The organism is Streptomyces sp. NPDC102402 (assembly GCF_044765765.1).
Lineage (GTDB): Bacteria > Actinomycetota > Actinomycetes > Streptomycetales > Streptomycetaceae > Streptomyces.
Genome location: NZ_JBIWKR010000023.1, coordinates 1 through 25597, shown reverse-complemented (window position 1 = coordinate 25597; position 25597 = coordinate 1). Strand labels below are relative to the sequence as shown.

At 72.1% G+C, this 25597-nt stretch carries 24 protein-coding genes and 1 pseudogene; 19 read left to right on the top strand and 6 right to left on the bottom strand.

Going from position 1 to position 25597, the window contains the following annotated elements:
* The first annotated feature begins 4 nt into the window (after nt 1–4).
* Nucleotides 5–970, top strand: coding sequence for a helix-turn-helix transcriptional regulator (locus tag ACIRJR_RS34970; RefSeq protein WP_403788437.1), 966 nt, complete (start codon nt 5–7; stop codon nt 968–970).
* On the opposite strand, the gene ACIRJR_RS34965 is transcribed toward ACIRJR_RS34970, so the two are convergent.
* On the bottom strand, nt 942–1775 hold the full coding sequence (locus ACIRJR_RS34965; protein WP_403788435.1) for an alpha/beta fold hydrolase: 834 nt from the start codon (nt 1773–1775) through the stop codon (nt 942–944). The genes ACIRJR_RS34970 and ACIRJR_RS34965 overlap by 29 nt on opposite strands.
* 10 nt (nt 1776–1785) lie before the next feature.
* Nucleotides 1786–2409, bottom strand: a complete 624-nt coding sequence (locus ACIRJR_RS34960) for a TetR family transcriptional regulator (protein WP_403788433.1) — start codon at nt 2407–2409, stop codon at nt 1786–1788.
* A gap of 104 nt (nt 2410–2513) precedes the next feature.
* On the opposite strand from ACIRJR_RS34960, the gene ACIRJR_RS34955 reads away from it, so the two are divergent.
* Entirely contained in the window at nt 2514–2669 is a 156-nt protein-coding gene (locus tag ACIRJR_RS34955) for a hypothetical protein (protein ID WP_329233091.1), read from the top strand.
* 16 nt (nt 2670–2685) lie between these two features.
* Nucleotides 2686–3129, top strand: coding sequence for a DUF4190 domain-containing protein (locus ACIRJR_RS34950; protein WP_403788431.1), 444 nt, complete (start codon nt 2686–2688; stop codon nt 3127–3129).
* Nucleotides 3130–3166: 37 nt separating this feature from the next.
* Here ACIRJR_RS34950 and ACIRJR_RS34945 read toward each other — a convergent pair whose 3' ends face one another.
* Complete coding sequence (locus ACIRJR_RS34945; protein ID WP_403788429.1) at nt 3167–3760, bottom strand: TetR/AcrR family transcriptional regulator; 594 nt, start codon at nt 3758–3760, stop codon at nt 3167–3169.
* Nucleotides 3761–3907: 147 nt separating this feature from the next.
* On the opposite strand from ACIRJR_RS34945, the gene ACIRJR_RS34940 reads away from it, so the two are divergent.
* Both ACIRJR_RS34940 and ACIRJR_RS34935 read left to right on the top strand, forming a co-directional pair.
* Nucleotides 3908–5734, top strand: coding sequence for a protein kinase (locus tag ACIRJR_RS34940; protein WP_403788427.1), 1827 nt, complete (start codon nt 3908–3910; stop codon nt 5732–5734).
* 117 nt (nt 5735–5851) lie between these two features.
* A complete protein-coding gene (locus tag ACIRJR_RS34935; protein WP_403788425.1) occupies nt 5852–7021 on the top strand; it encodes a cysteine desulfurase family protein in 1170 nt (389 codons plus the stop codon).
* Here ACIRJR_RS34935 and ACIRJR_RS34930 read toward each other — a convergent pair.
* Entirely contained in the window at nt 7014–7700 is a 687-nt protein-coding gene (locus tag ACIRJR_RS34930; RefSeq protein ID WP_403788423.1) for an N-acetylmuramoyl-L-alanine amidase, read from the bottom strand. The two genes, ACIRJR_RS34935 and ACIRJR_RS34930, sit on opposite strands and share 8 nt — an antisense overlap.
* A gap of 61 nt (nt 7701–7761) precedes the next feature.
* Here ACIRJR_RS34930 and mnmA point away from each other — a divergent pair, with 61 nt between their 5' ends.
* A complete protein-coding gene (mnmA, locus tag ACIRJR_RS34925; protein ID WP_403788421.1) occupies nt 7762–8895 on the top strand; it encodes a tRNA 2-thiouridine(34) synthase MnmA in 1134 nt (377 codons plus the stop codon).
* Nucleotides 8896–9119: 224 nt separating this feature from the next.
* Here mnmA and ACIRJR_RS34920 read toward each other — a convergent pair whose 3' ends face one another.
* Together ACIRJR_RS34920 and ACIRJR_RS34915 are read right to left on the bottom strand one after the other, a co-directional pair.
* The gene (locus ACIRJR_RS34920) at nt 9120–9920 is read right to left on the bottom strand and encodes an alpha/beta fold hydrolase (protein ID WP_403788419.1); all 801 of its coding nucleotides are present in this window, start codon (nt 9918–9920) and stop codon (nt 9120–9122) included.
* 62 nt (nt 9921–9982) lie between these two features.
* The gene (locus tag ACIRJR_RS34915; RefSeq protein ID WP_403788417.1) at nt 9983–10318 is read right to left on the bottom strand and encodes a DUF427 domain-containing protein; all 336 of its coding nucleotides are present in this window, start codon (nt 10316–10318) and stop codon (nt 9983–9985) included.
* Between the two features lie 65 nt (nt 10319–10383).
* Between ACIRJR_RS34915 and ACIRJR_RS34910 the strand changes: the two genes are divergently transcribed.
* The 13 genes and pseudogenes from ACIRJR_RS34910 to ACIRJR_RS34850 all read left to right on the top strand — a co-directional run bounded on the left by ACIRJR_RS34910 (nt 10384) and on the right by ACIRJR_RS34850 (nt 25380).
* On the top strand, nt 10384–10923 hold the full coding sequence (locus ACIRJR_RS34910; protein ID WP_403788415.1) for a TIGR00730 family Rossman fold protein: 540 nt from the start codon (nt 10384–10386) through the stop codon (nt 10921–10923).
* A 50-nt stretch (nt 10924–10973) separates the two neighbouring features.
* Nucleotides 10974–11663, top strand: a complete 690-nt coding sequence (locus tag ACIRJR_RS34905) for an SDR family oxidoreductase (RefSeq protein WP_403788413.1) — start codon at nt 10974–10976, stop codon at nt 11661–11663.
* A 107-nt stretch (nt 11664–11770) separates the two neighbouring features.
* Nucleotides 11771–12796, top strand: a complete 1026-nt coding sequence (locus ACIRJR_RS34900) for a methionine synthase (RefSeq protein ID WP_403788411.1) — start codon at nt 11771–11773, stop codon at nt 12794–12796.
* A gap of 39 nt (nt 12797–12835) precedes the next feature.
* A complete protein-coding gene (ligA, locus tag ACIRJR_RS34895) occupies nt 12836–15031 on the top strand; it encodes an NAD-dependent DNA ligase LigA (RefSeq protein ID WP_403788409.1) in 2196 nt (731 codons plus the stop codon).
* 316 nt (nt 15032–15347) lie between these two features.
* Nucleotides 15348–17483, top strand: coding sequence for a putative bifunctional diguanylate cyclase/phosphodiesterase (locus ACIRJR_RS34890; RefSeq protein WP_403788407.1), 2136 nt, complete (start codon nt 15348–15350; stop codon nt 17481–17483).
* Between the two features lie 237 nt (nt 17484–17720).
* Nucleotides 17721–18017 (top strand): Asp-tRNA(Asn)/Glu-tRNA(Gln) amidotransferase subunit GatC, encoded by a 297-nt coding sequence (gene gatC, locus ACIRJR_RS34885; protein WP_014153935.1) that lies wholly within the window; start codon nt 17721–17723, stop codon nt 18015–18017.
* A gap of 5 nt (nt 18018–18022) precedes the next feature.
* The gene (gene gatA, locus ACIRJR_RS34880; protein ID WP_403788405.1) at nt 18023–19525 is read left to right on the top strand and encodes an Asp-tRNA(Asn)/Glu-tRNA(Gln) amidotransferase subunit GatA; all 1503 of its coding nucleotides are present in this window, start codon (nt 18023–18025) and stop codon (nt 19523–19525) included.
* A 5-nt stretch (nt 19526–19530) separates the two neighbouring features.
* Entirely contained in the window at nt 19531–19764 is a 234-nt protein-coding gene (locus ACIRJR_RS34875; RefSeq protein WP_329239023.1) for a hypothetical protein, read from the top strand.
* Nucleotides 19765–19780: 16 nt separating this feature from the next.
* Nucleotides 19781–21289 (top strand): Asp-tRNA(Asn)/Glu-tRNA(Gln) amidotransferase subunit GatB, encoded by a 1509-nt coding sequence (gene gatB / locus ACIRJR_RS34870; RefSeq protein ID WP_403788403.1) that lies wholly within the window; start codon nt 19781–19783, stop codon nt 21287–21289.
* A 185-nt stretch (nt 21290–21474) separates the two neighbouring features.
* Nucleotides 21475–23586: a phosphocholine-specific phospholipase C gene (locus ACIRJR_RS34865; RefSeq protein WP_403788401.1), complete on the top strand. Its 2112-nt coding sequence runs from the start codon at nt 21475–21477 to the stop codon at nt 23584–23586.
* Nucleotides 23587–23711: 125 nt separating this feature from the next.
* Nucleotides 23712–24135 (top strand): annotated as a pseudogene (locus ACIRJR_RS34860) (MMPL family transporter); the annotation flags it as partial.
* Complete coding sequence (locus ACIRJR_RS34855) at nt 24113–24667, top strand: GNAT family N-acetyltransferase (protein ID WP_403788399.1); 555 nt, start codon at nt 24113–24115, stop codon at nt 24665–24667. The pseudogene ACIRJR_RS34860 and the gene ACIRJR_RS34855, both read left to right, overlap by 23 nt.
* Nucleotides 24668–24717: 50 nt before the next feature.
* Nucleotides 24718–25380: a hypothetical protein gene (locus ACIRJR_RS34850; RefSeq protein WP_403788397.1), complete on the top strand. Its 663-nt coding sequence runs from the start codon at nt 24718–24720 to the stop codon at nt 25378–25380.
* Nucleotides 25381–25597 lie beyond the last annotated feature (217 nt).

Genomic DNA, 25597 nt, shown 5'->3' with positions numbered 1-25597 from the left:
TGCGGTGAAGTCCGACCGGCTGCTCTCCGTCCTGCTGCTGCTCCAGACCCGCGGCCTGGTGCCCGCCGGTGACCTGGCCGAGCGCCTCGAAGTCTCCGTACGCACCATCTACCGGGACGTCGAGGCGCTCTCGGCCTCCGGCGTGCCCGTCTACGCGGAACGCGGGCGGAACGGCGGGATCGCACTGCTGCCGGGATTCCGTACGGACGTCACCGGGCTCACCGCCGACGAGGCGCGCTCCCTGTTCGTCCTCGCCGCACAGGGGGTCCACTCGGCACTCGGACTGGACGCCGCTCTGGGGTCGGCGCTGCGCAAGGTGATGGCCGCCCTCCCGGCCCCGCACCGCCCCGCCGCCGAACAGACCGGCCGCCGCATCCTGGTGGACCCGGTCCGCTGGATGAGCGGACCGCAGGACGCCGTCGACGTGGGCGAGCTGCACGACGCGGTCTTCGCCGACCGGAGGCTGGTGCTCCACTACCGGCACAGCGGTACGGACACCCCGCGTGCCTACACCGTCGATCCGTACGGCCTCGTCGTGAAGGCGGGCGTCTGGTACCTGACCGCCGACCTGGACGGTGAACCCCGGCTCTTCCGCGCGGACCGGGTGGAGCGGGCGGTCCTCACCGGGGAGCCCGTGGTGCGCAGGGAAGGCGTGGAGCCCGCCGGCGTCTGGGAGGAGCTGCGCCGTCAGGTCGAGGACCGGCAGGGGGACGTGCGGCTCCGGGTACGCGTCCACCGCTCCAGGCTGGACCTCTTCGTGCGTCTCCACGCGGGGGTGCTGACCGGCCGCCCGGAGCCGGAGCCGGCGGGGGAGTGGCTGCTCGCCGGGCTGGCCGTGCCCGAGCTCGGGTGGGTGCGTTCCCTGCTCTCGTTCGGCCCGGACCTCGAAGTGCTGTCGCCCCCGGAGGCCCGCCGCCTGCTCGTCGAAGCCGCCACCGCGGTCACGGAGCTGTACGCAGGAAACGGGTGAGCGCCGCGGTGAGCTCGGCGGGAGCGTCCTCCTGCACGAGGTGCCCGGCCCCCTCGATCAGCCGCAGCTCGGCGCCCGGGATCATCCCGGCCAGCTCATGGCCGCGGGCGACCGGGATCCAGGTGTCTTCCGTGCCCCAGCAGACGAGCACCGGCAGATCCAGCTCCCCGTACCGGTGCTGGATCTCGTCGGTGAACCGCTGGTCGTTCTGGGCGATCTGCCGGTAGAACGCGGGCTGCCCGGTTTCGGTGCACCAGGGGGCGACCAGGCGGTCCAGTACCGCCGGATGCAGGCCCGGGTGGCTGGCCGAGCCGACGTACTCGGTCACCAGTGCGCGGTGCAGGCCGGGCGGCAGCTCGCCGAAGACCTCGGCGCTGCCGCCCAGCAGCCGGTAGGCGGGAGACCCCCACGGAGCCAGTGCCACCGGGTCGACGAGGGCCAGGCGCCGGTAGCGGGCGCCGTGCAGGAGGTGGGCGCGCAGGGCGACGCATCCCCCGAAGTCGTGGGCCGCCACGGCTGGTTCATCCAGCCCCCAGTGGCCGAGGAGCTCGGTGAGCACCCGGGCCTGGGCGCGCAGCGACACGTCCTGGCCGGTGTACTGCGCGGAGGCGCCGTAGCCCGGCAGGTCCCAGACGTGGACCCGGTGGTCCTGCGCCAGCCCCCGGGCGATACCGCGCCAGACGTACGAGGAGAAGGGTGTGCCGTGCACCAGGACGACGGGCGGGGCGCCCTCGGGGCCGAGTGCGGCCCAGCGCACCTCGCCCGTGGGGCCGGCGAAGGTCCGGTCCAGCGTCCAGTCGCTCATGGACACGACCCTACGGCGTGTCCAGCCAGTGGGTCCGTCCCAGAGTGACCAGGCGCAGCCGGCGCCGCGCCATCCGGACGACCTCCCGCTCGCCCTCCGGTCCCGCGTCCAGCAGTGCCGACGCGGTGAGGACCATGTGGTCGACGTACAGCCCGCCCAGCATCAGCAGGTCCTCCGGGTCCCAGCCCGCCGACTCCGGCTCCGCGCCGAGGACGTGGGCGACCTCTTCGGCGAAGCCGTGCAGCTGGGCGGTGATGGCTTCGCGGACCCGGCGGACGCCGCCGTGCTGCTCGCGGGCGATGAAGCGGAAGTGGGCCGGCTGCGCCGTGACATGACGGGCTATCAGTTCGACGCTCCGGTCGAGCCGCTCCTCGCTGTCCCCGGTGTCGGCGAGGATCGCGCCGATCATGCCGTGCAGGCTCCCCAGGGTCTCCTCGACGAGCGCCACGCCCAGGGCCGCCGTGCCGTCGAAGTGCCGGTAGAAGGAGGTCGGCGTCATCCCCACCGCGCGTGTCACCTCACGCAGGCCCAGGCTGCTCAGGCTCTGATGCTCCAGCAGCTCCAGCGCCGCGTCGAGCAGCGCCTGGCGCGTCTTCAGCTTCTGGGCCTGGCGGACGCCTGTGGTGTGACTCATGCCATTCAGTAAACAACCGTTCTCCGAGTCCTGGAAGGGGTACGGGGTCTAGACTCGTTAGTCAGTGAACAGTCGTGCTCTCAAAGCTCGCAGAAAGGCCGGACATGTTCGTGCTCGTCGCCGCCCTGCTCCTGCTGGGGGTCGTCCTCGGAGCGGTCGCGCATCTCCCGCTCCCCGTGGCCCTGGCCGCCGCCGCCGTGATCGGTCTCTGGCTGGCGGTCTTCGGCGCCCGTGAGCGCCTCGCCCGCCGCACCCGCTGAGGAAGGAGTCCACGTCATGGCATTCACCACCGCTCGCACCGCTCCGCGTGACACCCGATCCGCCGACGCCGCTCCCGCGGGCCCGTCGCGCGTCGACCGGTCGTCCGGGGGGCAGTCGTCGACCCGTCAGCCGTCCACCGGCCAGTCGGCTTCACGACCGGCCTCCCGACCGGCCTCCCGACCGGCTTCCGGACCGGCCTCCCGACCGGCTTCCGGATCGGCTTCCCGAGAGGCCGACGGGCTCGCCGTCGCCTCGTTCGTGCTCGGGCTGCTCGGCCTCCTGGTGATGAACATCGTGCTCGGGCCGGTCGCCATCGTCATGGCGCTGCTGGCCCTCGCCCGCTCCACCGCCCGCCGCGGCCGAGCCCTGCTCGGGCTGTGCCTCGGAATCGCCGACCTGGTCGTCCTCGCCGTGCTGGTCACGGCCAACGGCACGGTCTCCTGGAGCCTCGCCGGCTGAGTGCGCCCCGGGCCGAGCGGTTCGCTCGGGACCGGGGTCACGCCCGGACCGACCGCCAGATCCGCTCCGGCAGGAGGCGAGCCGCCTCGTCGAGGTCGACGTCGTCGATGCCCGACAGCGACCGGCGGGCGACGGCGACCACAGGGCCCAGGACCAGGGACTCGATCAACGGCAGCGGAAGAGGGGCCAGCTCCCCGGACTCCACATGCAGCCGGATCCAGCCGCCCATGTCGGAGACCCTTGCCTCCTGGGCGTCGCGGAGTTCCTTGCCCTGGGCCATGCCCTTGCGGTCGGAGAGCGGGGAGTGCAGCAGCAGGGCGGGGCCCGCGTGCTCCTGGACGAAGGTCAGGTAGGCCTCCACGGCGGCGGCGATTCCCGCACGCGCGCCGTCGGCACCCCGCAGGGCCTCGGCCAGCCCGCCGAGCAGCCGGTCCAGCCAGCGGTGGCTGAGGGCACCGACGAGGCCGTCGAGGCTGCCGAAGTGGTGGTAGAGGCTGCCCAGGCTGACACCGCTGGCCCGGATGACCGCGTTGACCGTGAGGCCCTGCTCGCCCGACGCGACGAACACGCGCAGTGCGGCGTCCAGGAGCAGGTCCGACGTGACTTCGCCGCGGTGCTGCTTGGGGCTCATCGGGTGACCGTCCCTGTGGTTCGTGAGGCGGGGCTCTTCCGCGGTGAACATCTAGAGCATTTTTCTAGAAAGTGCCTCCGCCTCAAGTATCCACTGGCCAGACTGCCCGTGGTACGGATCGGTGTGTCACGGGGAGACGGTGCGGGCGTGTTGGATCTGGCAGGTAGTGGGGCCAAGCCGCTGGACGTGGAGGATCCACGGCAGATCGGAGGGATCCCTCTCGCGGGCCGGCTCGGCTCCGGGGGGATGGGGCGGGTCTATCTCGGGGTCCATGAGGGACGCTATGTCGCCGTCAAGCAGGTGCTGCCCTCGATCGCGGGCGAGGACCAGGACTTCGTCCGCCGCTTCGGGCACGAGCTGGACAACCTCTCCCGGCTGCCGGCGGAGGCCACCGCACCTCTGCTGGCCAGTGACCGCGACGCGAGGCCCCCGTGGCTGGCGACCGCGTACGTTCCCGGGCTCACCCTGAGCAAGGCCCTCGAGCTGAACCGGGGGCCACTGGACGCGGGCACCCTGTGGCTGCTGATGCGCGAAGCCGCCGCGGGACTGGTTACCGTGCACGAACTGGGCATGGTGCACCGGGACCTCAAGCCCTCCAACGTCATGCTGACGGTCGAGGGAGCCACGGTCATCGACTTCGGCGTCGCCCGCGCCACCGATCAGAGCCAGCTGACCAGAAGCGGCATGGTGGTCGGCACGCCCGCCTACATGGCCCCCGAACAAGCGACGACGAGGCGGGACCTGAGCGGGGCGGCGGACGTGTTCGCCCTGGGGTCGGTCATCGCGTACGCGGCCAGCGGCACACCTCCCTTCGGAGAGGAGTCCGGCCCTGCCGTGCTCTACCGCATCGTGCACGAGGAGCCCGACCTGGGGGCGCTGCGGGAGCTGGACCCCGGTCTCGCCGACGTCGTCGCGGACTGTCTCGCCAAGGACCCCGAGGCCAGGCCGACCGCCGCCGGGCTGCTTCGGCGTGCCACGGAGCACGGGCCGTTCACGGCCCCCCTGTGGCCGGAGTCCATCAACGGGGACCTCGCTGAGAAGGCCGCCTTCGCGGCCCGTGTCCAGGAGATCGAGCTCCCGCCGCCCGTGTCCGTGGAGACGATGGGACCGGGGCGGAAGCCGCGCCCGGAGCCCCGCGAACGGCGGCGGCGCACCCGCGTGTTCTTCGCCGTCGTGCCCGTCGTGGTGGCCGTGGGCGGAGCGACACTCGCCGTCCAGCTGCTGCCCTACACCTTCGGCGCGGACGAGCGCGTCGCCACCGGGCCGTCGGTCTCCGCCACGGCTCCGGCCGCGCCCGGCGCTTCCTCCGCCGGCGCGAGCCCGTCCGGCTCGGCGTCGCCGGGGGAGTCGCCGAAGGCCAAGGAGAAGGGGGAGCAGGGCAAGGGCGGGGACAAGAAGCCCGACGGCACGTCCGAGCCGGTGCCGGAAGCCGGGGGCGGCCCCGGGGACGCCTCCGACTCGTCGGGCGGCTCCGGCGCGTCGGGCGGTTCCAGCGGGTCCGGATCCTCCAGCGGGTCCGGCACTTCCGGAGGATCCGACGGATCCAGTGGCTCCGGCGGTTCCAGCAGCTCCGGCGGGTCCAGTGCCACCGGGGGGTCCGGCTCCGGAGGAACCGCGCCCTCCGGTAACCACCGCTATCGCAACGGCGGGAACGGCAAATGTCTCGCCGCCCCGTTCAACGGCTACCCGAGCACCGGCACCTGCGACGGCTCGGGCACCGTCTGGAGCGTCCGGAGTGTGTCCGGCGGATCCTTCCAGCTCGTCCATGAGTCGGGCAGGTCGTGCCTCAGCGCCGGCGCCGGAGGCATCCTGCTGCTCTCGAGCAACGAGGACGCCTCACGCCAGTGGCGAGCGGGGTCGGGCGGCACCTTCGTGAGCGTCGGCACGGGCGGCTGCCTCGGAACGGGGAACGGCGGCGGCCTCCTGGCGAGCAGCTGCTCGGGAGCGACGGCGCAGCGCTGGACAGCCGTCTGAGCGCCGGTGGGGCCCTCGCCCGCGGCCTCCTCCGCCCTGCCGCGGACGGGGGGCCCGCTGCGCCGAGCGACGCGGGCGGCACGCGCCGCTCCACGGGCTCGTAGAATCGTCACCACCATGGCTTACCTCGACCACGCCGCGACCACGCCGATGCTTCCGGAGGCGATCGCGGCGATGACCGCGCAGCTCGCCGTCACCGGCAACGCGTCCTCCCTGCACGCTGCCGGGCGCCGGGCCCGCCGTACCGTCGAGGAGTCCAGAGAGACCCTCGCCGACGCGCTCGGCGCGCGCCCCAGCGAGGTGGTCCTGACCTCCGGCGGCACCGAGGCCGACAACCTCGCGGTGAAGGGGCTCTACTGGGCGCGCCGGGACGCCGACGCCCGGCGCACCCGCGTCCTCGCCAGCCCCGTGGAGCACCACGCGGTCCTCGACGCCGTGGACTGGCTGGCCGAGCACGAGGGCGCCACCGTCGAGTACCTCCCGGTCGACGCGTACGGCCGGGTGCACCCGGAGGCGCTGCGCGAGGCGCTCGCCCGCAACCCCGACGACGTGGCCCTGGCCACCGTGATGTGGGCCAACAACGAGATCGGCACCATCATGCCGATACGTGAACTGGCGGAAGTCGCAAACGAGTTCGGTGTCCCCATGCACGCCGACGCGGTGCAGGCGTTCGGGCAGCTGCAAGTCGACTTCGCCGGCTCCGGGCTGGCCGCGATGACGGTGAGCGCGCACAAGACAGGCGGCCCGTTCGGCATCGGGGCGCTGCTGCTCGGGCGCGACCACACCCCCGTACCGGTCCTGCACGGCGGAGGACAGGAGCGGCACGTGCGCTCCGGCACCCTCGACGTACCCGCGGTGGCCGCGTTCGCCGTGGCGGGGCAGCACGCCGCCGACGGGCGGGAGAGCTTCGCCCGTGAGATCGGCGCGCTCAGGGACGAGCTGGCCGCAGCCGTCCTGAAGGCCGTCCCCGACGCCCTCCTCGGCGGCGACCCCGCCCCCGGCGGGCGGCTGCCCGCCAACGCCCACTTCACCTTCCCCGGGTGCGAGGGGGACTCCCTCCTTCTGCTGCTCGACGCCCAGGGCATCGAGTGCTCCACCGGATCGGCGTGCACCGCGGGCATCGCGCAGCCCAGTCATGTCCTGCTGGCCACCGGCACCGACCCCGCCCTGGCACGCGGCACACTGCGCTTCTCTCTCGGCCACACCTCGACCGCACAGGACGTCCAGGACGTCGCACGGGCGATCGGTCCGGCCGTCGAACGGGCCAGGACGGCGGGGCTCAGCTAGCGAGCGACCCGGCCGTGGACGCCGCGCGCACCAGCTTCATGTAGCGGGGCCAGTCCCAGTGCGGTCCGGGATCGGTGTGGTCCGTCCCGGGCACCTCGATGTGCCCGATGATGTGCTCGCGGTCCACCGGGATCCCGTACCGCTTGCATATCGACGCCGTCAGCCGCGCGGACGACTCGTACATCTCGTCGGTGAAGTCCTGCGGGCGGTCGACGAACCCCTCGTGCTCGATACCGACGCTGCGCTCGTTGAACGAGCGGTTGCCCGCGTGGTACGCCACGTCGAGCTCACGGATCATCTGGGTCACCCGGCCGTTCTGCCGCACGATGTAGTGCGTCGCCGCCCGGTGCGCCGGGTCCTGGAAGACCTTGACCGCGCTCGCGTAGCTGCCCTGGGTGACATGGACGATCACCCGGTCCACGCCGTAGTCGTCGGGGCGGTCGGCACGGCGCCAGTTCCCCTCGGAGGCCGCGATCCACCGGGCCGGGGTGTAGTCCAGCTCACCCGCCTCGCGCGGCTTCTCCACGCCCGGCACCCGCCACCAGACGCGCCGGATCTCCTCCGCGGCCAGCACGGCCGTGCCCGCCGCCGCGACACCGCCGCCGATGAGCAGCGACCGCCGGCTGATGCCGTGACCAGGAGTTCTACCCGCTCCACCGGCACTCCCGTTGTTCCCCATGTGCTCCTCAACGCTTATCGGCGAGCATTCCGTTCCCGGCGCCCCGTACTCTGGTGAAGCTATGACTGAGACCTCCCAGCGCCCCCTCCGTGTGCTCGCCGCCATGTCGGGCGGAGTCGACTCCGCCGTCGCGGCGGCCCGAGCCGCCGAGGCAGGCCACGACGTGACCGGTGTGCACCTCGCCCTCTCCGCGAACCCCCAGTCCTTCCGTACGGGCGCCCGCGGCTGTTGCACCATCGAGGACTCCCGGGACGCCCGCCGCGCGGCGGACGTCATCGGCATCCCGTTCTACGTCTGGGACCTCGCGGAACGCTTCCGTGAGGACGTCGTGGACGACTTCGTCGCGGAGTACGAGGCCGGGCGCACGCCCAACCCCTGCCTGCGCTGCAACGAGAAGATCAAGTTCGCCGCGCTGCTCGACAAGGCGCTGGCGCTCGGCTTCGACGCGGTGTGCACCGGCCACTACGCCACCGTCGTGCTGAACGACGACGGCACCCGGGAGATGCACCGCGCCTCGGACATGGCCAAGGACCAGAGCTACGTCCTCGGTGTCCTGGACGAGAAGCAGCTCGCCCACGCCATGTTCCCGCTCGGCGACACCCTCACCACCAAGGACGAGATCCGGGCCGAGGCCGAGCGCCGGGGCCTGGCGGTCGCCAAGAAGCCCGACAGCCACGACATCTGCTTCATCGCCGACGGCGACACCCAGGGCTTCCTGGCCGGCCGCCTCGGCGGCCCCGCCGAGGGCGACATCCTCGACGAGTCGGGCGAGAAGGTCGGCACCCACGAGGGCGCCTTCGGCTTCACCATCGGCCAGCGCAAGGGACTGCGGATCGGCCACCCCGCCCCCGACGGCAAGCCGCGCTACGTCCTGGACATCTCCCCGGTGAACAACACGGTGACGGTGGGCCCGGTGGAAGCCCTCGACGTCACCGCCCTGACCGCCATCAGGCCCCGCTGGTGCGGCACCCCGCCGTCCGGCCCCGGCACGTACACCGCCCAGCTCCGTGCCCACGGCGGCGAGACCGAGGTGAGCGCGGAACTGCTCGACGGAACACTCCACGTCACCTTCACCGAGCCGGTCCGCGGCGTCGCCCCGGGCCAGGCGGTCGTGCTCTACGACGGGACGCGGGTCGTCGGGTCCGCCACGATCGCTACGACGGTCCGCCGGGAGAAGGCGTCGGCCACGGGCTGACGCGCGGACGTGGCAGGGGCCGCGTCACAGGCGCCGGGTGCGGATCGTCCGCATGCGGTGTACGTGAGACGGGGCCGGCTCGTGAGCGCTTCCCGCCCACCAGGCGATCGCGCCGCGCCCCGTCGCCATGAACCCTCGGCCCGGAGCAGTCCGGTGCACCGGCTTCGGCCGGGAATCGCCCCGCCGCGCGTCCGACCCCTGTACGGACGCGGCGGCGAGGCGGCTCAGGACGCCCGGCCGGCGAACACGTCCCTGGCGAAGAAGTCCGCGAGCACCGGCGCGATCGCGTGCGGGGCCAGCTCGCGGGTCTGACCGGTCAGGGTGCGGTGCCTCGCCCGGGGGATCGCGGCGGCGAGGGCGAGAGTCGTCTCGTGCGCCTGTGGCGTGCTGAAACCGCCGGTCACCACCAGGGTGCGCGCCGTGACGGAGGCCAGCCGCCCGGTCGGGACCGAACCGTCGCCCAGCAGGGCGTCGTCGTAGGCGAGGGTGTGGGCCAGCGCCTCGAGGCCGGGCCAGAGCGGGGCCCTGCGCATGCGGGCGATCATCGCCTCAGGGACCCCCGTCCGCGACAGGTACAGCTCGACGGCGCCGCCCCGGTCACCCGCCGCCAGCAGCCGGTGCAGCGAGGCGGTGCACCGGGACTTGTACAGGAGGCCGGCGGGGCCCGGGGTGTACGGCGGTTCGTAGACCGCCAGGAGGTCCACCGGCAGCCCCGCCGCGTGCGCCTCCAGAGCCAGGGCCCCGCCCGACAGCATCCCGAACAGCGAGACGCGCTCACCCGTCGCGGCCGCGACCGCCGCCAGGTCCTCGATCTCGCGGCGGAGCGAGTACGGCCCGCCGTCCCCGCTCGCCCCGCGCCCGCGGCGGTCGTACGTGACGACCGTGAAGCGCGGGGCCAGCAGAGCGGCCAGCGGCGCTCCGTCGGCCGCGGTGCTCAGAGCCCCGCCGACGAGGATCACCGGCGGCCCGTCGCCGCGGCGGCGGTACGCGATCGACGTGCCGTCACGGGAGAGAGTCTTGTCCATGTGAGGGTGGACCGCCGTACGCCGCGAAACTCATCGCATCGGCGTGAGAATGTTTTTGACGGTCAGTCGGGGACGAGTTCCGTGGAGTAGAAGCAGAAGTGCCCCTTGATCGCGGCGACCTGTTCCTTGGGCTCCGGGTACGCCCAGACGAGGTCCGCCGCCCCAGGCAGCGACCAGTACGACGCGTCGCCCTTGAACGGACAGTGCGTACGGGTGTCCGAAGGCGTCAGCAGCTCCGTACGGACGTCCTCGGGCGGCAGGTAGTAGCGGTCGGGGCAGCCCGTCTCGCGCAGCACCAGCGGGCGGCGGCTCTCCGCGAGCACCTGCCCGTCGTGCACCGCGCGCACGTGCACGGCGGCCTGTCCGACGGTGATCGTGTGTCCTGTGAGAGAGGTCATACAGGGTTCAGCCGTGGCGCGGGCCGCTTTCTTCCCGTGTCCGCGACCCGCCGTACGGTGTCCGTATGAACATCTGCGTCTTCCTCTCCGCCGCCGACCTCGACGACCGCTACACCGTGCCCGCCCGTGAATTCGCCGAACTGCTGGGCAGGGCCGGGCACACCCTCGTCTGGGGAGGGTCGGAGAGCGGCCTCATGAAGGTCGTCGCCGACGGTGTCCAGGAGTCCGGCGGGCGGCTCGTCGGGGTGTCGGTGGACTTCCTGGCCGCCAAGGCGCGGACGAACGCGGACGAGATGGTGATCGCCAAGGACCTGGCCGAGCGCAAGGCGCTGCTCCTGGAGAAGTCCGACGCCATCGTGATCATGGTGGGCGGCACGGGCACGCTCGACGAGGCGACGGAGATCCTGGAGCTCAAGAAGCACGGCAAGCACACCAAGCCCGTCGTCCTGCTGAACACCGCCGGCTTCTACGACGGCCTGCACCAGCAGTTCCTGCGCATGGAGGACGAGGGCTTCCTCCCGCTTCCGCTCACCGAGCTGGTCTTCTTCGCCAAGGACGGCGTCGGCGCGCTCGCCCACATCGAGGAGTCGGCCGGCCTGCAGTGAGGCGGGACCGGCGGTGAGGCGGACACCCGCGGTGGTGCGAGCATGAGGGCATGCCTACTCATCTCATCACCGGCGCCGGTTCCGGCATCGGCGCGGCCGTCGCGCGCCGCCTGCTGGAGCGCGGCGACGAGCTCGTGCTGCTGGCCCGCGACGCCGGACGCGCCAAGGAACTGGCCGCGCTGCACCCCGGCGCCCGCACCCTCGTGGGCGATCTCGGCAACCCCGACCGGCTCTCCTGGGCCTTCGGGCAGCAGACCATGCCCGACCGCCTCGACTCGCTGCTGCACATCGCGGGCGTCGTCGAGCTCGGCACGATCGGGGACCTCACCCCCAAGGCCTGGCACTTCCAGCTGAACGCCAACCTGGTCTCCCCGGCCGAGCTGACGCGTCTGCTGCTGCCGCAACTGCGTGTCGCCCAGGGCCAGGTCGTCTTCGTGAACTCCGGCGCGGGACTCGCCGCGCACGCCGAATGGGGCGCGTACGCGGCGAGCAAGCACGGGCTCAAGGCGCTCGCCGACTCGCTGCGCCACGAGGAGCACGGCAACGGGGTCAGGGTCACCTCCGTCTATCCCGGCCGCACCGCCAGCCCCATGCAGGCCAAGGTCCACCAGCAGGAGGGCAAGGAGTACGACGCCTCGCGCTGGATCGACCCTGAGTCGGTGGCCACCACGATCCTGCTCGCGCTCGATCTGCCCCGGGACGCCGAGATCAACGACCTGACGGTCCGCCCCGGCCGCTGATCCCGTCGGCCCGTCGGCCCGGTGGCCCGTCCCGGACGCCGGGCCGGCCGGCCCTACGCCGCCCCCGGCGGCCGGGACCCCGTGCCCCGGGACCGTAGGCTTTCCGCGTGAGCGAGAAGAGCGGGTTCAGCGCGAGTGCAGCCACCGGGATCGGGTCCATGCCGGGAGGAGACGCCCGGGAGGCGGCGAAGACCGTCACCGGGTCCTTCGCGGACGGCCAGGGCATGCCGTATCTGGCGGAGCTGCCCGCGCGAGGCCCCGGCGCGGACATGATCGGGCGCACCGTCGGCCTGCTCACCGAGATGTACGGCCACGTCGAGCCCAGCGGCTGGCGGATCAGCGACCGCCCCGGCCGCGACACCCGCCGGGCCCGCTCCTGGCTCGGCGAGGACCTCGACGCGCTGGAGGAGTTCACCCAGGGCTACGAGGGGCTCCTCAAGGTCCAGGCCGTCGGGCCGTGGACCCTGGCCTCCGGGCTGGAACTGCGGGGCGGCGAGGCCATGCTCGGCGACCCCGGGGCCTGCCGCGACCTGGCGGGCTCGCTGGCGGAGGGGCTGCGCTCCCACCTGGCCGATGTGCGGCGCAGGGTCCCGGGCGCGGAGGTCGTCCTCCAGCTCGACGAACCCTCCCTGACCGCCGTACTGCTGGGGCGGGTCAGGTCGGCGAGCGGCTACCGCACCTACCGCGCCGTGGACCGCCAGATCGTCGAGGGGACGCTGCGCGACCTCCTCGCCGTCAACGGAGAGGGGCTCAAGGCCGTCCACTCGTGTGCCCCCGAGGTGCCCTTCGCGCTGCTGCGCCGTGCCGGGGCGGACGCGGTCTCCTTCGACTTCTCCCTGCTCACCGAGCGTGAGGAGGAGGCGATCGGGGAAGCCGTCGAAGGCGGCACCCAGCTCTTCCTCGGCGTGGTTCCCGGCACCGACGCCGCCTCGACCGCATTGTCGGACCCGGGCGGTAGCGTCAAGGAGGTCAGGACGTTGTGGAGCAGGCTGGGGCTGAATCCGGGGACTCTCAGCGAGTCCGTCGTGATCACCCCGTCCTGCGGGCTGGCGGGAGCGTCACCCGCGTACGCGCGCGCCGCGCTCGCCCACTGCGCCCGGGCGGCGAAGTCGCTCGCGGACAACCCTGAGTAACGGGTCGCGGAGTCAACAGGGCAACGGGAGGAACAGGCGATGGCCGGCGAACAGCAGGCGCAGCAGCTGACCGGAGTGCCGGCGGAGGTGCGGGAACAGCACGCGCTCCTCGCCGAGCAGATCGAGGAGCACCGCTTCCGGTACTACGTGAAGGACCAGCCGGTCGTCGACGACGCCGAGTTCGACCGGCAGATGCGCGCGCTGGAGGCGATCGAGGACGACCACCCCGAGCTGCGTACCCCCGACTCGCCGACACAGAAGGTGGCGGGGCCCTACACCACGGAATTCACCTCCGTCGAGCACCGTGAGCGCCTGCTCTCGCTGGACAACGCCTTCGACGACGAGGAGCTCGCCGCCTGGGCCGAGCGGGTGGCCAAGGACGTGGGCAGGGGCGGATACCACTTCCTGTGCGAGCTCAAGGTGGACGGCCTCGCCGTCAACCTCACCTACGAGCACGGCAGGCTGACCCGCGCGGCGACCCGCGGCGACGGCCGGGCGGGGGAGGACATCACCCCCAACGTCCGTACGATCGCGGAGATCCCGCTCCGCCTCAAGGGCGACCGCGTTCCCGAACTGGTCGAGATCCGGGGCGAGGTCTTCTTCCCCATGGAGGCCTTCGAAGGGCTCAACGCCCGGCTGGTCGAGGCGGGCGACAAGCCCTTCGCCAACCCGCGCAACGCGGCGGCGGGATCGCTGCGGCAGAAGGATCCCAAGGTCACCGCCACCCGCCCGCTCCACATGGTGGTGCACGGCATCGGCGCCCGCGAGGGCTTCGACATCGACCGGCTCTCCCAGGCGTACGACCTCCTGAAGGAGTGGGGCCTGCCGACCGCCAGGCACAACAAGGTGGTCCGGTCCCTCGACGAGGTGCGGGAGTTCATCGCCTGGTTCGGTGAGAACCGCCAGTCCGTCGAGCACGAGATCGACGGCGTCGTCATCAAGCTCGACGAGATCCCGCTCCAGGGAAGGCTGGGCTCGACCTCGCGCGCGCCCCGCTGGGCGATCGCCTGGAAGTACGCCCCGCAGGAGGTCAACACCAAGCTGGTCAACATCCGGGTCGGCGTGGGACGCACCGGCCGGGTCACGCCCTACGCCCAGGTCGAGCCCGTCGAGGTGGCGGGCTCGGAGGTCGAGTTCGCCACCCTGCACAACCAGAACGTGGTGAAGGCCAAGGGGGTACTCATCGGCGACACGGTGGTGCTCCGCAAGGCGGGAGACGTCATCCCGGAGATCCTCGGGCCGGTCGTCGACCTGCGCGACGGCGGCGAGCGGGAGTTCGTCATGCCGTCCGAATGCCCCGAGTGCGGGACGGCACTGCGCCCCATGAAAGAGGGCGACATCGACCTCCGCTGTCCCAACGCCCGTTCCTGCCCGGCCCAGTTGCGGGAGCGTCTGGCCTACCTCGCAGGCCGCAAGTGCCTGGACATCGACCACTTCGGGTATGTGGCCGCCGCAGCCCTCACCAAGCCGCTGGAGCCCGCCGAGCCGCCCCTGCTGGACGAGGGGGACCTCTTCGGGCTGACGGTGGAGCAGCTGCTGCCGATCCGCGCGTACGTCCTGGACACGGACAGCGGACTTCCCAAGCGCGACCCGAAGACGGGCGAGGAGAAGATCGCCACGGTCTTCGCCAACCAGCAGGGTGAACCCAGGAAGAACGCCCTCGGCATGCTGGAGGGCATCGCGGCGGCCAGGCAGGCCCCGCTCGCCCGGATCCTCACCGGGCTGTCGATCCGCCACGTGGGTCCGGTGGCCGCCGTCGAACTGGCCCGGCAGTTCCGGTCCGTCGACCGGATCGACGAGGCGTCCGAGGAGGAGCTGGCCGCCGCGGACGGGGTGGGGCCCATCATCGCCGCCTCGGTCAAGCAGTGGTTCGCCGAGGACTGGCACCGCGAGATCCTGCGCAAGTGGCGGGAGGCCGGGGTCCGGATGGAGGACGAGGGCGCGGGCGAGGACGAGGGGCCGCGACCGCTGGAGGGGCTCACCGTCGTGGTCACCGGCACGCTGACGGCGCACACCAGGGACGGAGCCAAGGACGCGCTCCAGAACCTCGGGGCCAAGGTCACCGGATCCGTCTCGAAGAAGACCTCGTTCGTGGTGGTGGGCGACAACCCGGGCTCCAAGTACGACAAGGCGATGCAGCTGAAGGTGCCCGTCCTCGACGAAGGGGGTTTCGCCGTGCTGCTGGAGGAGGGGCCGGACGCGGCCAGGGAGGCCGCTGTTCCTCCCGAGGCCTGATCGAGGCGCGATCGAGACGCCGGGCGGTGCGTGGCGGCTGCCGGGAGGGGAAGTAAGCGGACGAGGCGGACGGGAGCGGGGTCCGGGGGCCCGTCCCGGCCCGCGGACATCACCCGTTCGGCGCATATCAGACCGACCGGGGTGTCAGGTCCGCATTCGGGCAAGACCTGTAGAGCGCTGCCCGTGGCGGCCCTCGGCGGCCTACTGTTGAACGAGCACCTGCTGTGCCCGGCCGCGTGGTGGGATTTGGGTCGTGGTGGCATGGGAGCGGGGGCCACCGTGGGACATCGGCACCGCCGGCTGTGAGAGGGACGGAATGAAACCGACCGAGAGCGCCGCAACGGTGTCGCGGCTGCAAGGTTTCGCGGGCCTCACGTCAAAAGTGGGCGCCGTCGTCGTGGCGGTCGCCACGGTGCAGCTCGCGACCGGGTTCTACCGGACGGTCGACGACGGCCACGCGCTCTTCCCCGCCGGCACCGCGGGCTGGTCGCTCGCCGTGCTCACCGGGATCATCGTCGGGCACCTCGTCGCGCTCGGGCGCGACCGCTGGTGGGGCGGCACCGGCTCCGGTGCCGCCCTCACCCTCGCCGTGCTGCTCCTCTACGGCTGGGTGGCCGCCGGACTCGTCAGCCTCGTCGTCGTGGTGCTCGTCGGCACGGCCAGGCGCCACCGGTGGTGGCAGGGACTGCTGCACGGGGCGGTGGACATACTCGGCATAGGGGCGGCCGCGCTCGTCCTCTCCGCCTTCGGCGACGTGCCGACGGTCGAGACGCCCTGGCGGCCACTCCACTGGGGCATCGGCGCCGTACCGGAAGTGCTGCTCGCCGCCGGTACGTACCTCCTCGTCACCCGTGTCCTGCTCTGGTACGCCAGGGCCTCCCAGGGCGGCGGGCTGCCGACGATCGCCCGTACCGCGCTGCTGCGCCAGGGCCTCGTGGCCGTCGCCCTGCTCGGTATCGCCCCGCTGATCTGTGTGGTGGCCTCGGCCATGCCCGTGCTGCTGCCGCTCTTCGCCGTCCCGCTGATCGCCCTGGACTCCACGCTCTGGATCGCCCGGGCCAGGGCCGAGGAGCAACTGCGGGACCCGCTGACCGGCCTGCCCAACCGTCAGTGGCTCCTGGAGAGGACGTGGACGGCCCTGGAGGAGGCCGACAGTACCGGCACCCGCTCCGCCCTCGTCCTCATCGACCTCGACCGCTTCCGGGCCGTCAACGACACCCTCGGCCACCTCGCCGGGGACCGGCTCCTCCTCCAGATCGCGGAGCGGCTGCGGCTCGCCCTGCCGCGTGGCGCGGAGGCCGCACGGCTGGGAGGCGACGAGTTCGCCGTGCTGCTGCCGACGGCGGACTCGACCACCAGCGCCCAGCGAGTCGCCCGCCACCTGGTCGCCGCGCTCTCCTCGCCCCTCGACCTCGACGGTCTGACCCTCGTGCTGGAGGCGAGCGCGGGCGTAGCCGTGCACCCCGACCACGCGCTGGACGCCGAAGGGCTGCTCAGACGGGCGGACGTGGCCATGTACCAGGCCAAGCGCGACCGTACGGGCGTGGAGGTGTACGAGTCGAAGCGGGACAGCAACACCCCGGACCGGCTCGGTCTGCTCGGTGACCTGCGCCGCGCCCTGGACGCCCGGGAGGTGGAGCTCCACTACCAGCCGAAGGTCCGCTTCGACGGTCAGGTGGCCGGCCTCGAAGCGCTCGTGCGCTGGGTGCATCCCGAGCGCGGCCGGGTCCCTCCGGACGAGTTCATCGCGATCGCGGAGTCCTCCGGGCTGATGCCGCACCTCACCGAGTACGTGCTGGAGACGGCGCTGGCGCAGGTGGCCCGGTGGCGGTCGCAGGGACTGTTCGTCCCCGTCGCGGTCAACGTCTCGCCGCGCGACGTCCACACCCCCGGCTTCGCGGGCAGTGTCGCGGCCCGCCTCGCCCGGCACGGGGTTCCGGCCGGTGCGCTGCAGCTGGAGATAACCGAGCACGTCCTGCTGGAGGACCCGCAGCGGGCCGCCGACACCCTGGCCGGACTGACCGCGCACGGGGTGAAGATGTCCCTCGACGACTTCGGCACCGGTTACTCCTCCCTGGTGCATCTGCGGAAGCTCCCGGTCAGCGAGCTCAAGATCGACCGCTCCTTCGTGGCACGGCTCGCCGTGGACAACGAGGACGCGGAGATCGTCCGCTGCACCATCGACCTGGCCCACTCGCTCGGGCTGATCGTCGTCGCCGAGGGCGTCGAGGACGACGAGACCTGGGAGCGGCTGCGAGACCTGCACTGTGACGCGGTGCAGGGATGGCTCGTCGCCGCGGCGATGCCGCCGCAGGAGACGACGGCCTGGCTGCGGGCCCGGGGCGAGCACGGGTGGCGGCGCCCTTCGGAGCTGCAGGCCCCGGCCGCGGCGCCCGCACTGGAACACAGACCCGCCGGGCGCGCCCTGAACCCGGGCCCGGCCACGGCCTGAACGCGTCCAGGCCGTGGCCCGATGGCCCCTGGGCCACGGCGGTGCGGGTGTGCGTCGGGTTGCCTGAGCACGTACGAGCGGGTGGCCCGAGTGCGTGCGAGCCGTGCCCCGAGTGCGTGCGAGTCGTGGCCGTTTTGTCCTCAATCGGCGAGCGGGCTCCCTCCGCCCGCCGCCGAGGCCTCCGGAGACCCCATAGGATTGGGCCAAAACCACACACCAACCCCTGAGGATCGCTGCATGCCTGGCATCACGCGCGAGGAGGTCGCCCACCTCGCCCGGCTGGCGCGTCTGGAGCTGAAGGGCGAAGAGCTCGAGCACTTCGCCGGTCAGCTCGACGACATCATCGGCGCGGTCGCCCGCGTCTCCGAGGTCGCCGACCAAGACGTACCGCCGACCTCCCACCCGCTGCCGCTGACGAACGTCATGCGCGCGGACGAGGTCCGTCCGTCGCTCACCCCCGAGCAGGCGCTCTCCGGCGCCCCGGCCCAGGAGCAGCAGCGTTTCAAGGTGCCGCAGATCCTGGGGGAGGACTAACAGCCATGACGGACATCAGCACCATCATCAAGCTCACCGCGGCCCAGACCGCCGCGAAGATCGCCTCCGGCGAGCTGACGGCCGTCGAGGTCACCGAGGCCCACCTGGCCCGGATCGACGCCGTCGACGAGAAGGTCCACGCCTTCCTGCACGTCGACCGTGAGGGCGCGCTCGCGCAGGCCCGCGCCGTCGACGCCAAGCGGGAGGCGGGCGAGAAGCTCGGCCCGCTGGCAGGCGTCCCGCTCGCGCTGAAGGACATCTTCACCACCCAGGACATGCCGACCACCGTCGGTTCCAAGATCCTGGAGGGGTGGGTCCCGCCGTACGACGCGACCCTCACCACGAAGCTGAGGGCGGCCGACGTCGTCATTCTCGGCAAGACCAACATGGACGAGTTCGCCATGGGGTCCTCCACCGAGAACAGCGCCTACGGCCCGACCGGCAACCCCTGGGACCTCACCCGCATCCCGGGCGGCTCCGGCGGAGGCTCCGCCGCCGCGCTCGCCTCCTTCGAGGCACCGCTGGCCATCGGCACGGACACGGGCGGCTCCATCCGCCAGCCCGCCGCCGTCACCGGCACCGTCGGCGTCAAGCCGACCTACGGCGGCGTCTCGCGCTACGGCATGGTCGCCTTCTCCTCCTCCCTCGACCAGGGCGGCCCCTGCGCCCGTACGGTCCTGGACGCGGCGCTGCTGCACGAGGCGATCGCCGGACATGACCCGATGGACTCGACGTCCATCGACGCACCGGTCCCGCCGGTCGTCGAGGCCGCGCGCAACGGCTCCGTCCAGGGCATGCGCGTCGGTGTCGTCAAGCAGTTCGCGGGCGAGGGCTACCAGGCCGGCGTCGTCCAGCGGTTCAACGAGTCCGTCGAGCTGCTGAAGTCCCTCGGCGCCACGGTCGTCGAGCTGGACTGCCCGTCCTTCGACCTCGCGCTCTCCGCGTACTACCTGATCGCGCCGTCCGAGTGCTCCTCGAACCTCGCCCGGTTCGACGCCATGCGCTACGGGCTGCGGGTCGGCGACGACGGCACGCGCTCCGCCGAGGACGTCACCGCCCTCACCCGTGAGGCCGGCTTCGGCGACGAGGTCAAGCGCCGCATCATCCTCGGCACGTACGCGCTCAGCTCCGGCTACTACGACGCGTACTACGGCTCGGCGCAGAAGGTCCGCACCCTCATCACGCAGGACTTCGAGAAGGCGTTCGAGCAGGTGGACGTCATCGTCTCGCCGACGACGCCCACCACCGCCTTCCCGATCGGCGAGCGCGCCGACGACCCGATGGCGATGTACCTCGCGGACCTGTGCACCATTCCGACCAACCTCGCCGGCAACTCCGCCATGTCGCTGCCCTGCGGCCTGGCCCCGGAGGACGGCCTGCCGGTCGGGCTGCAGATCATCGCCCCCGCCATGAAGGACGACCGGCTGTACAAGGTCGGAGCCGCCGTCGAGGCCGCCTTCGTGGAAAGGTGGGGACACCCGCTGCTTGAGGAGGCTCCGTCACTGTGAGTGCAATGACCAAGAAGGCCAAGAACTTCAAGAAGTCCAAGTCCGGCGTGTACCTGTCGCTCGGCACCACCGCCTTCGGCGCGCTGAGCGTCGCGAAGCAGGCCAAGCTCGCCCGGTCGGAGAACGACACCCTCCGGCTGATCGACGCCGCCGTCTCGGCCGCGGCGATCGTCACCGGTCTGGCGATCCTCTACCGCGAACTCAAGCGTCTCGGCGACGACGACGTCCTGCTGGGCTGAGAGGGAAAGTTTCACCGTGACTGTCATTGACCTGGAGTCGTACGAGGACGCCCTCGCGACGTACGACCCCGTCATGGGCCTTGAGGTCCATGTCGAGCTCGGCACCAAGACCAAGATGTTCTGCGGGTGCTCCACCGAGCTCAAGCAGGGCGCCAACTCGCAGACCTGTCCGGTCTGCCTCGGACTGCCGGGCGCGCTCCCGGTCGTCAACGAGATCGGCGTCGAGTCCGCCATCAAGATCGGGCTCGCGCTGAACTGTGAGATCGCCGAGTGGTGCCGGTTCGCCCGGAAGAACTACTTCTATCCGGACATGCCGAAGAACTTCCAGACCTCCCAGTACGACGAGCCGATCGCCTTCGACGGCTATCTGGACGTCCAGCTGGAGGACGGGGAGATCTTCCGCGTGCAGATCGAGCGCGCCCACATGGAGGAGGACACCGGCAAGTCGACTCACGTCGGCGGAGCCACCGGCCGCATCCACGGCGCCTCCCACTCGCTGCTCGACTACAACCGTGCGGGCATCCCCCTCATCGAGATCGTCACCAAGCCGATCGAGGGGGCCGGCGCACGCGCCCCGGAGGTCGCCAAGGCGTACGTCGCCGAGCTCCGCGAGCTGATCAAGGCGCTCGGCGTCTCGGAGGCCCGCATGGAGATGGGCCAGATGCGCTGCGACGTCAACCTGTCGCTGCGTCCCAACGGCACCGAGACCTTCGGTACGCGCTCCGAGACGAAGAACGTCAACTCGCTGCGCTCCGTCGAGCGGGCCGCCCGCTTCGAGATCCAGCGCCACGCCGCGGTGCTGAACTCCGGCGGGACGATCGTGCAGGAGACCCGGCACTTCCACGAGGAGGACGGCTCCACCACGGCCGGCCGCATCAAGGACAACGCCGAGGACTACCGCTACTTCCCCGAGCCGGACCTGGTTCCGGTCGCCCCTTCGCGTGACTGGGTCGAGGAGCTCCGCAAGGGCCTTCCCGAGCTGCCCCGGCTGCGCCGTAAGCGGCTGAAGGAGGAGTGGGGTGTCAACGAGCACGACATGCAGTCCATCCTCAACGCCGGCGCGGTCGACCTGATCGTCGCCACGACGGACGCGGGGGCCCCCTCCGACCAGGCCCGCAAGTGGTGGATGGGCGAACTCGCCCGGAACGCCAACGAGACGGGCCGCAGCCTGGACGAGCTGCCGGTCACCCCGGCGCAGGTCGCCCGGGTGGCGGAGCTCGTCGCCTCCGGCGACCTCAACGACAAGCTGGCGCGCCAGGTCCTCGAGGGCGTCCTCGCGGGCGAGGGCGACCCGGACACCGTCGTCGAGAAGCGCGGCCTGAAGGTCGTCTCCGACGAGGGCGCCCTGGGCACGGCCGTCGACGAGGCCATCGCGGCCAACGCGGCGATCGCCGACAAGATCCGCGGCGGCAAGGTCGCCGCGGCCGGCGCGCTGGTCGGGGCGGTCATGAAGGCCACCCGGGGCCAGGCGGACGCGGCGCGCGTGCGCGAGCTGATCCTGGAGAAGCTCGGCGTCGAGGGCTGACGTCCGGCACGCCCGAGGGGCGGTGCACCCGTTGTCCGGGTGCACCGCCCCTCGCGTGTCACCCTCCGGTCGGCGGGTTCCGTGCCGGGCCGGCCCGACGTTCACCGCCAGGCCCCGCCGAGGTCTTCCCGCAGCCATCCGGCCTGACTAGTTTCCCGCCGTAGACACGGAATCGGGAGGCTCACTTGACCACGGACATGTCACGACGGCGGCTCTTCGCACTCGGTGGCGGTGCGCTCGGCGCCGCAGCGGCGGGATCGTTCCTCCCGCCGTCGCTCCAGGCGGCCCTCGCCGCGGGGCCCGTCGGCGGGAAGACCGGTGGTAAAGGGCTGGACGCCGTCGAGCACGTGGTGATCCTCATGCAGGAGAACCGTTCCTTCGACCACTACTTCGGGACACTGCGCGGGGTGCGCGGATTCGCCGACCGCAATGCGATCGAACTCCCCTCGGGAACGCCCGTCTTCGAGCAGCCCGGACCCCTGGGGACCACCGTGCTGCCCTTCCCCGTACGCGCGGCCGCCGAGACCCAGCAGAAGGACCTGCAGTACATCGGGGCCCTCGACCACTCCTGGAACGGCGGCGCCAAGGCGTGGGCCGGCGGCTGGATGAACGGATGGATCACCGCGAAGTCGGCCGCGACCATGGCCTACTACGACCGCCGGGACATCCCGCTGCACTACGAACTCGCCGACACCTTCACGGTCTGCGACGCCTACCACTCCTCGATCCACACCTCCACCAGTCCGAACCGCAACCACCTGTGGAGCGGCAGGACGGGCGAGGAGGCCGACGGCAGGCGGGCCGTGGGCAACGACGCCTACGACGAGGGAACCCACCCCGGATACGACTGGGGCACCTACGCCGAACGGCTGGAGAAGGCCGGGCGGAGCTGGAAGACCTACACCGAGTGGGAGAACTTCACCGACAACCAGATCGAGTTCTTCACCACCTTCAAGGCGATCGCCCGCAAGGCGCTGGTGAGGACCGGCGGGCACACCTACATGGAGTCCTTCTACGCGGCGGTCCGCGACGCGGACGAAACGGACGAGCGCGAGCGGCTGCTCGGCCTGCTCGACGAAGGCGTCGCCAGCCTGACACCGGCCGAGCGCAGCCTGTTCGAGCGCGGGCTCCGCCGGGTCCCGACGGGAACGCTCGCCGACGAGTTCGCCGAGGACGTGGCGGCGGGGACACTGCCCGAGGTCTCCTACCTGGTCCCCTCGGCCGTCGACTCGGAGCATCCGAGCGTCTCGTCACCGGTGCACAGCGCGACGATCGTCTACAAGATCCTGGACGCGCTCGGCCGGCACCCCGACGTCTGGCGCCGCACGGTCGTCCTCATCACCTACGACGAGAACGACGGCTTCTTCGACCACGTGCCGCCGCCGGTCGCCCCCGCCGAGGTCACCGAGGAGCAGTGGGAGGGCAAGCCGACCGGGCTCGGAGTACGGGTGCCCCTGCTCGTCGTCTCGCCCTGGACCGTCGGCGGACACGTCTGTTCCGAGGTCTTCGACCACACCTCCGTGATCCGCCTCCTGGAGCGCTGGACGGGGGTGAAGGAGCCCAACATCGGTGACTGGCGGCGCCGGGTCACCGGTGACCTCACCTCCGCCTTCGACTTCACCCGCGCACGGCGGCGGCCGGAGACCGAGCCCCCGGCCGCGATCCCACCCTTCGGCGGACGCTGGCAGCCGAAGCCGCCCGCCGTCCAGCACATGCCCGTCCAGGAACCGGGGAGCCGCCCCGCCAGGCCCCTGCCCTACCAGCCCGACGCGCAGGCGAAGCGCGTGGAGGGGGAGCTGCGGGTGGCACTCAGCAACACCGGCAGGTCCTCCGCGCACTTCGCGCTCTACCCCTACGCGCAGGAGTTCCCAGCTCCGCAGCACCGGGACGTCAGGGGCACCGCACAGTGGATCGTGCCCCTGACGGGGGAGGGGTACCGCTTCACCGTCACCGGCCCGAACGGCTTCCGGCGGGAGTTCGAGGGCGCGGCCGACGGGGTCGCCGAGGTCGCCTCCCGCATCGACGCCCGCGAACGCGACCTGCACCTCACGCTGCGCAACAACGGCCGGCGGACGCTGACCTACACCGTCCGGCCGCTCGGCTACGTCGACGAGGACGACCTGCGGGACTGGAGTCGCACCGTCAAGGTCAGGCCGGGACGCAGCCGTACCCTCGTGCACTCCGCGGCCGATGCCCACGGCTGGTACGACCTCCTGGTCACGGCGGACGGCGAAGGCTCCTTCCGGCGCAGGCTGATGGGGCACATCGAGAACGGCAGGGCGAGTGTCACCGGCTGAACACCCGGGAGGACGGGCCGGGGGCGAGGCCGCGCGTGAGCGGAGGTGTGACCCTGCCCACGAACGGGGCCCAGGATCACGGTTGGCTGTCGGAGTGACTGTTCTCAGGCCATGTGAGGTTTTCGCTGGAGACCTGGGACAACGGCCGGGCCGTACGGGCAGGGCTCGCGGAGACCGGCCGGGTGATCAACTCGGCCGCGGTGATCATGATCTCGGTTTTCCGCCTTCCTCGCCTTCGTGCTCAGCGGCGACCGCGGCATCGCGATGTTCGGCATCGCCCTGGCCGCCGCCGCACTCGACGCCCTCGTCCTGCGCACCCTGCCGGTTCCGGCCCTGATGCACCTGCTCGGCGGGGCGAACCGGTGGCTGCCCGCCCGGCTGGACCGGCTGCCGCCCCGCATCAGCACCGAGCCGCCGGACCCAGCGGCACCGCGTGCGAAAATCCCGGGGGACCGCGCCGACGACGCCGACCGACCGGTCGGGCAGCGCGTTCGCCGAGGCAGCACGAGGACCGAGGAGAGCCACTGTGTTCACGGTGTCACTGGGTGAGGACGGGGCGGAGCTCCGCCCGCTGGAACCCTGGCAGGCGGCGGAGTTCCTCGCCCACATGGACCGGGCACGCACCCTGGTGGACCCCTGGATCCCGTTCGCCGCGGCCGCCACGGACCTGGCCTCCGCGCGGGCGCTGCTCCAGCGGTACGCCGACAAGCAGGCGGCCGACACCGGACGGCTCTACGGCATCTGGCTGGACGGCACCCTGGTCGGCGGCGTCCTCTTCCGGATATTCGAGGCGCAGAACGGCAACTGTGAGATCGGCTGCTGGCTGGAGGCCGCCGCGGAAGGCCGGGGACTGGTCACCCGCGCCTCCCGGACCCTGATCGACTGGGCCGTCGACGTGCGCGGAATGCACCGGGTGGAGTGGGTCGCCTCCTCCGCCAACAGGCGCAGCGTCGCCGTCGCCGAGAGGCTCGGAATGACCCGCGAAGGTGTCCTGCGCGAGGCCTACCCGTACCGCGGAAAGCGTCACGACCAGGAGATCTGGGCCGTCCTGGCCCCTGAATGGCGTCACGCACGGGGCTGAGGAGCTCAGTGTTAAGGAGGTTCTCATACGGGCCCCCTAGCGTGCGGCGCATGAACACCACCCCCTCCACCCCGACCACTGACGACACCGAGGAGAAGAGGACGGCAGACGAGACCGCCGCCGCGCCTGACGTGACGAAGACGGCCGGCCCCACCGAGGACGCCGTACCGGAAGGCGTCGCACCGGGCGTGACACCGTCGGACGTGACCGCGATGGACGTGGACGCGACGGACGCGGCGGCGGAGGACGGCCTGGAGACCGACCTGGAGCCCGACCCCTTCGCCGAGGCAGAGGCCGCGGCTGCCTCCGGGGTCGGCACCGGAGCCGCGGCGGTCGTGTCCGCCGGGCTCGGCATCGTCTCGCTCTCCGGAGCGTGGACCGGCCGCGTCGCCGCCGAGCGCGAGACCCTGATGGGCCAGATCAAGACCTCCGGCGGCGGCAGCGCCGCCCAGCAGATCTCCGAGATCTACGGCGACGCCTGGCACAGCACGGCCCTCGTCAACGGCCTCTTCGCGCTGCTCGCACTGATCGTCGGCGTCTTCGTCCTGGTCCGCCCCGCCTTCGGCACCCCCTCGCTCCGTCCCCAGGCGGGCTGGGTCCGCTCCGTCGCCGTCGCGGGCATCACGCTCGGCGTGCTCGGCGTACTGATCTCCGTGGGCATGTACTTCGACCTGTTCGTCGCCATGCCGTCCGCCGCCGCTGCCGGAGGCTGAGGCCCCCGGGGGGCCGGCTAAGGCATCTGCCGCCCGGGCCTAAGGACCCCCGGTCGCAGAGATGCGGCACTCGCCCGATGCGGCGGCACCCCCTGGCGAACGAGAGTGGGGGGGGGGGGGGCGGGCCGGCGCCCCCCCACCCTGGACCGCAGGGGGTCGAACACAAGGGTAATGTAAGACAACCCCGAGGCCCCGCCCCCGCCCGGGAGGTTTGTGG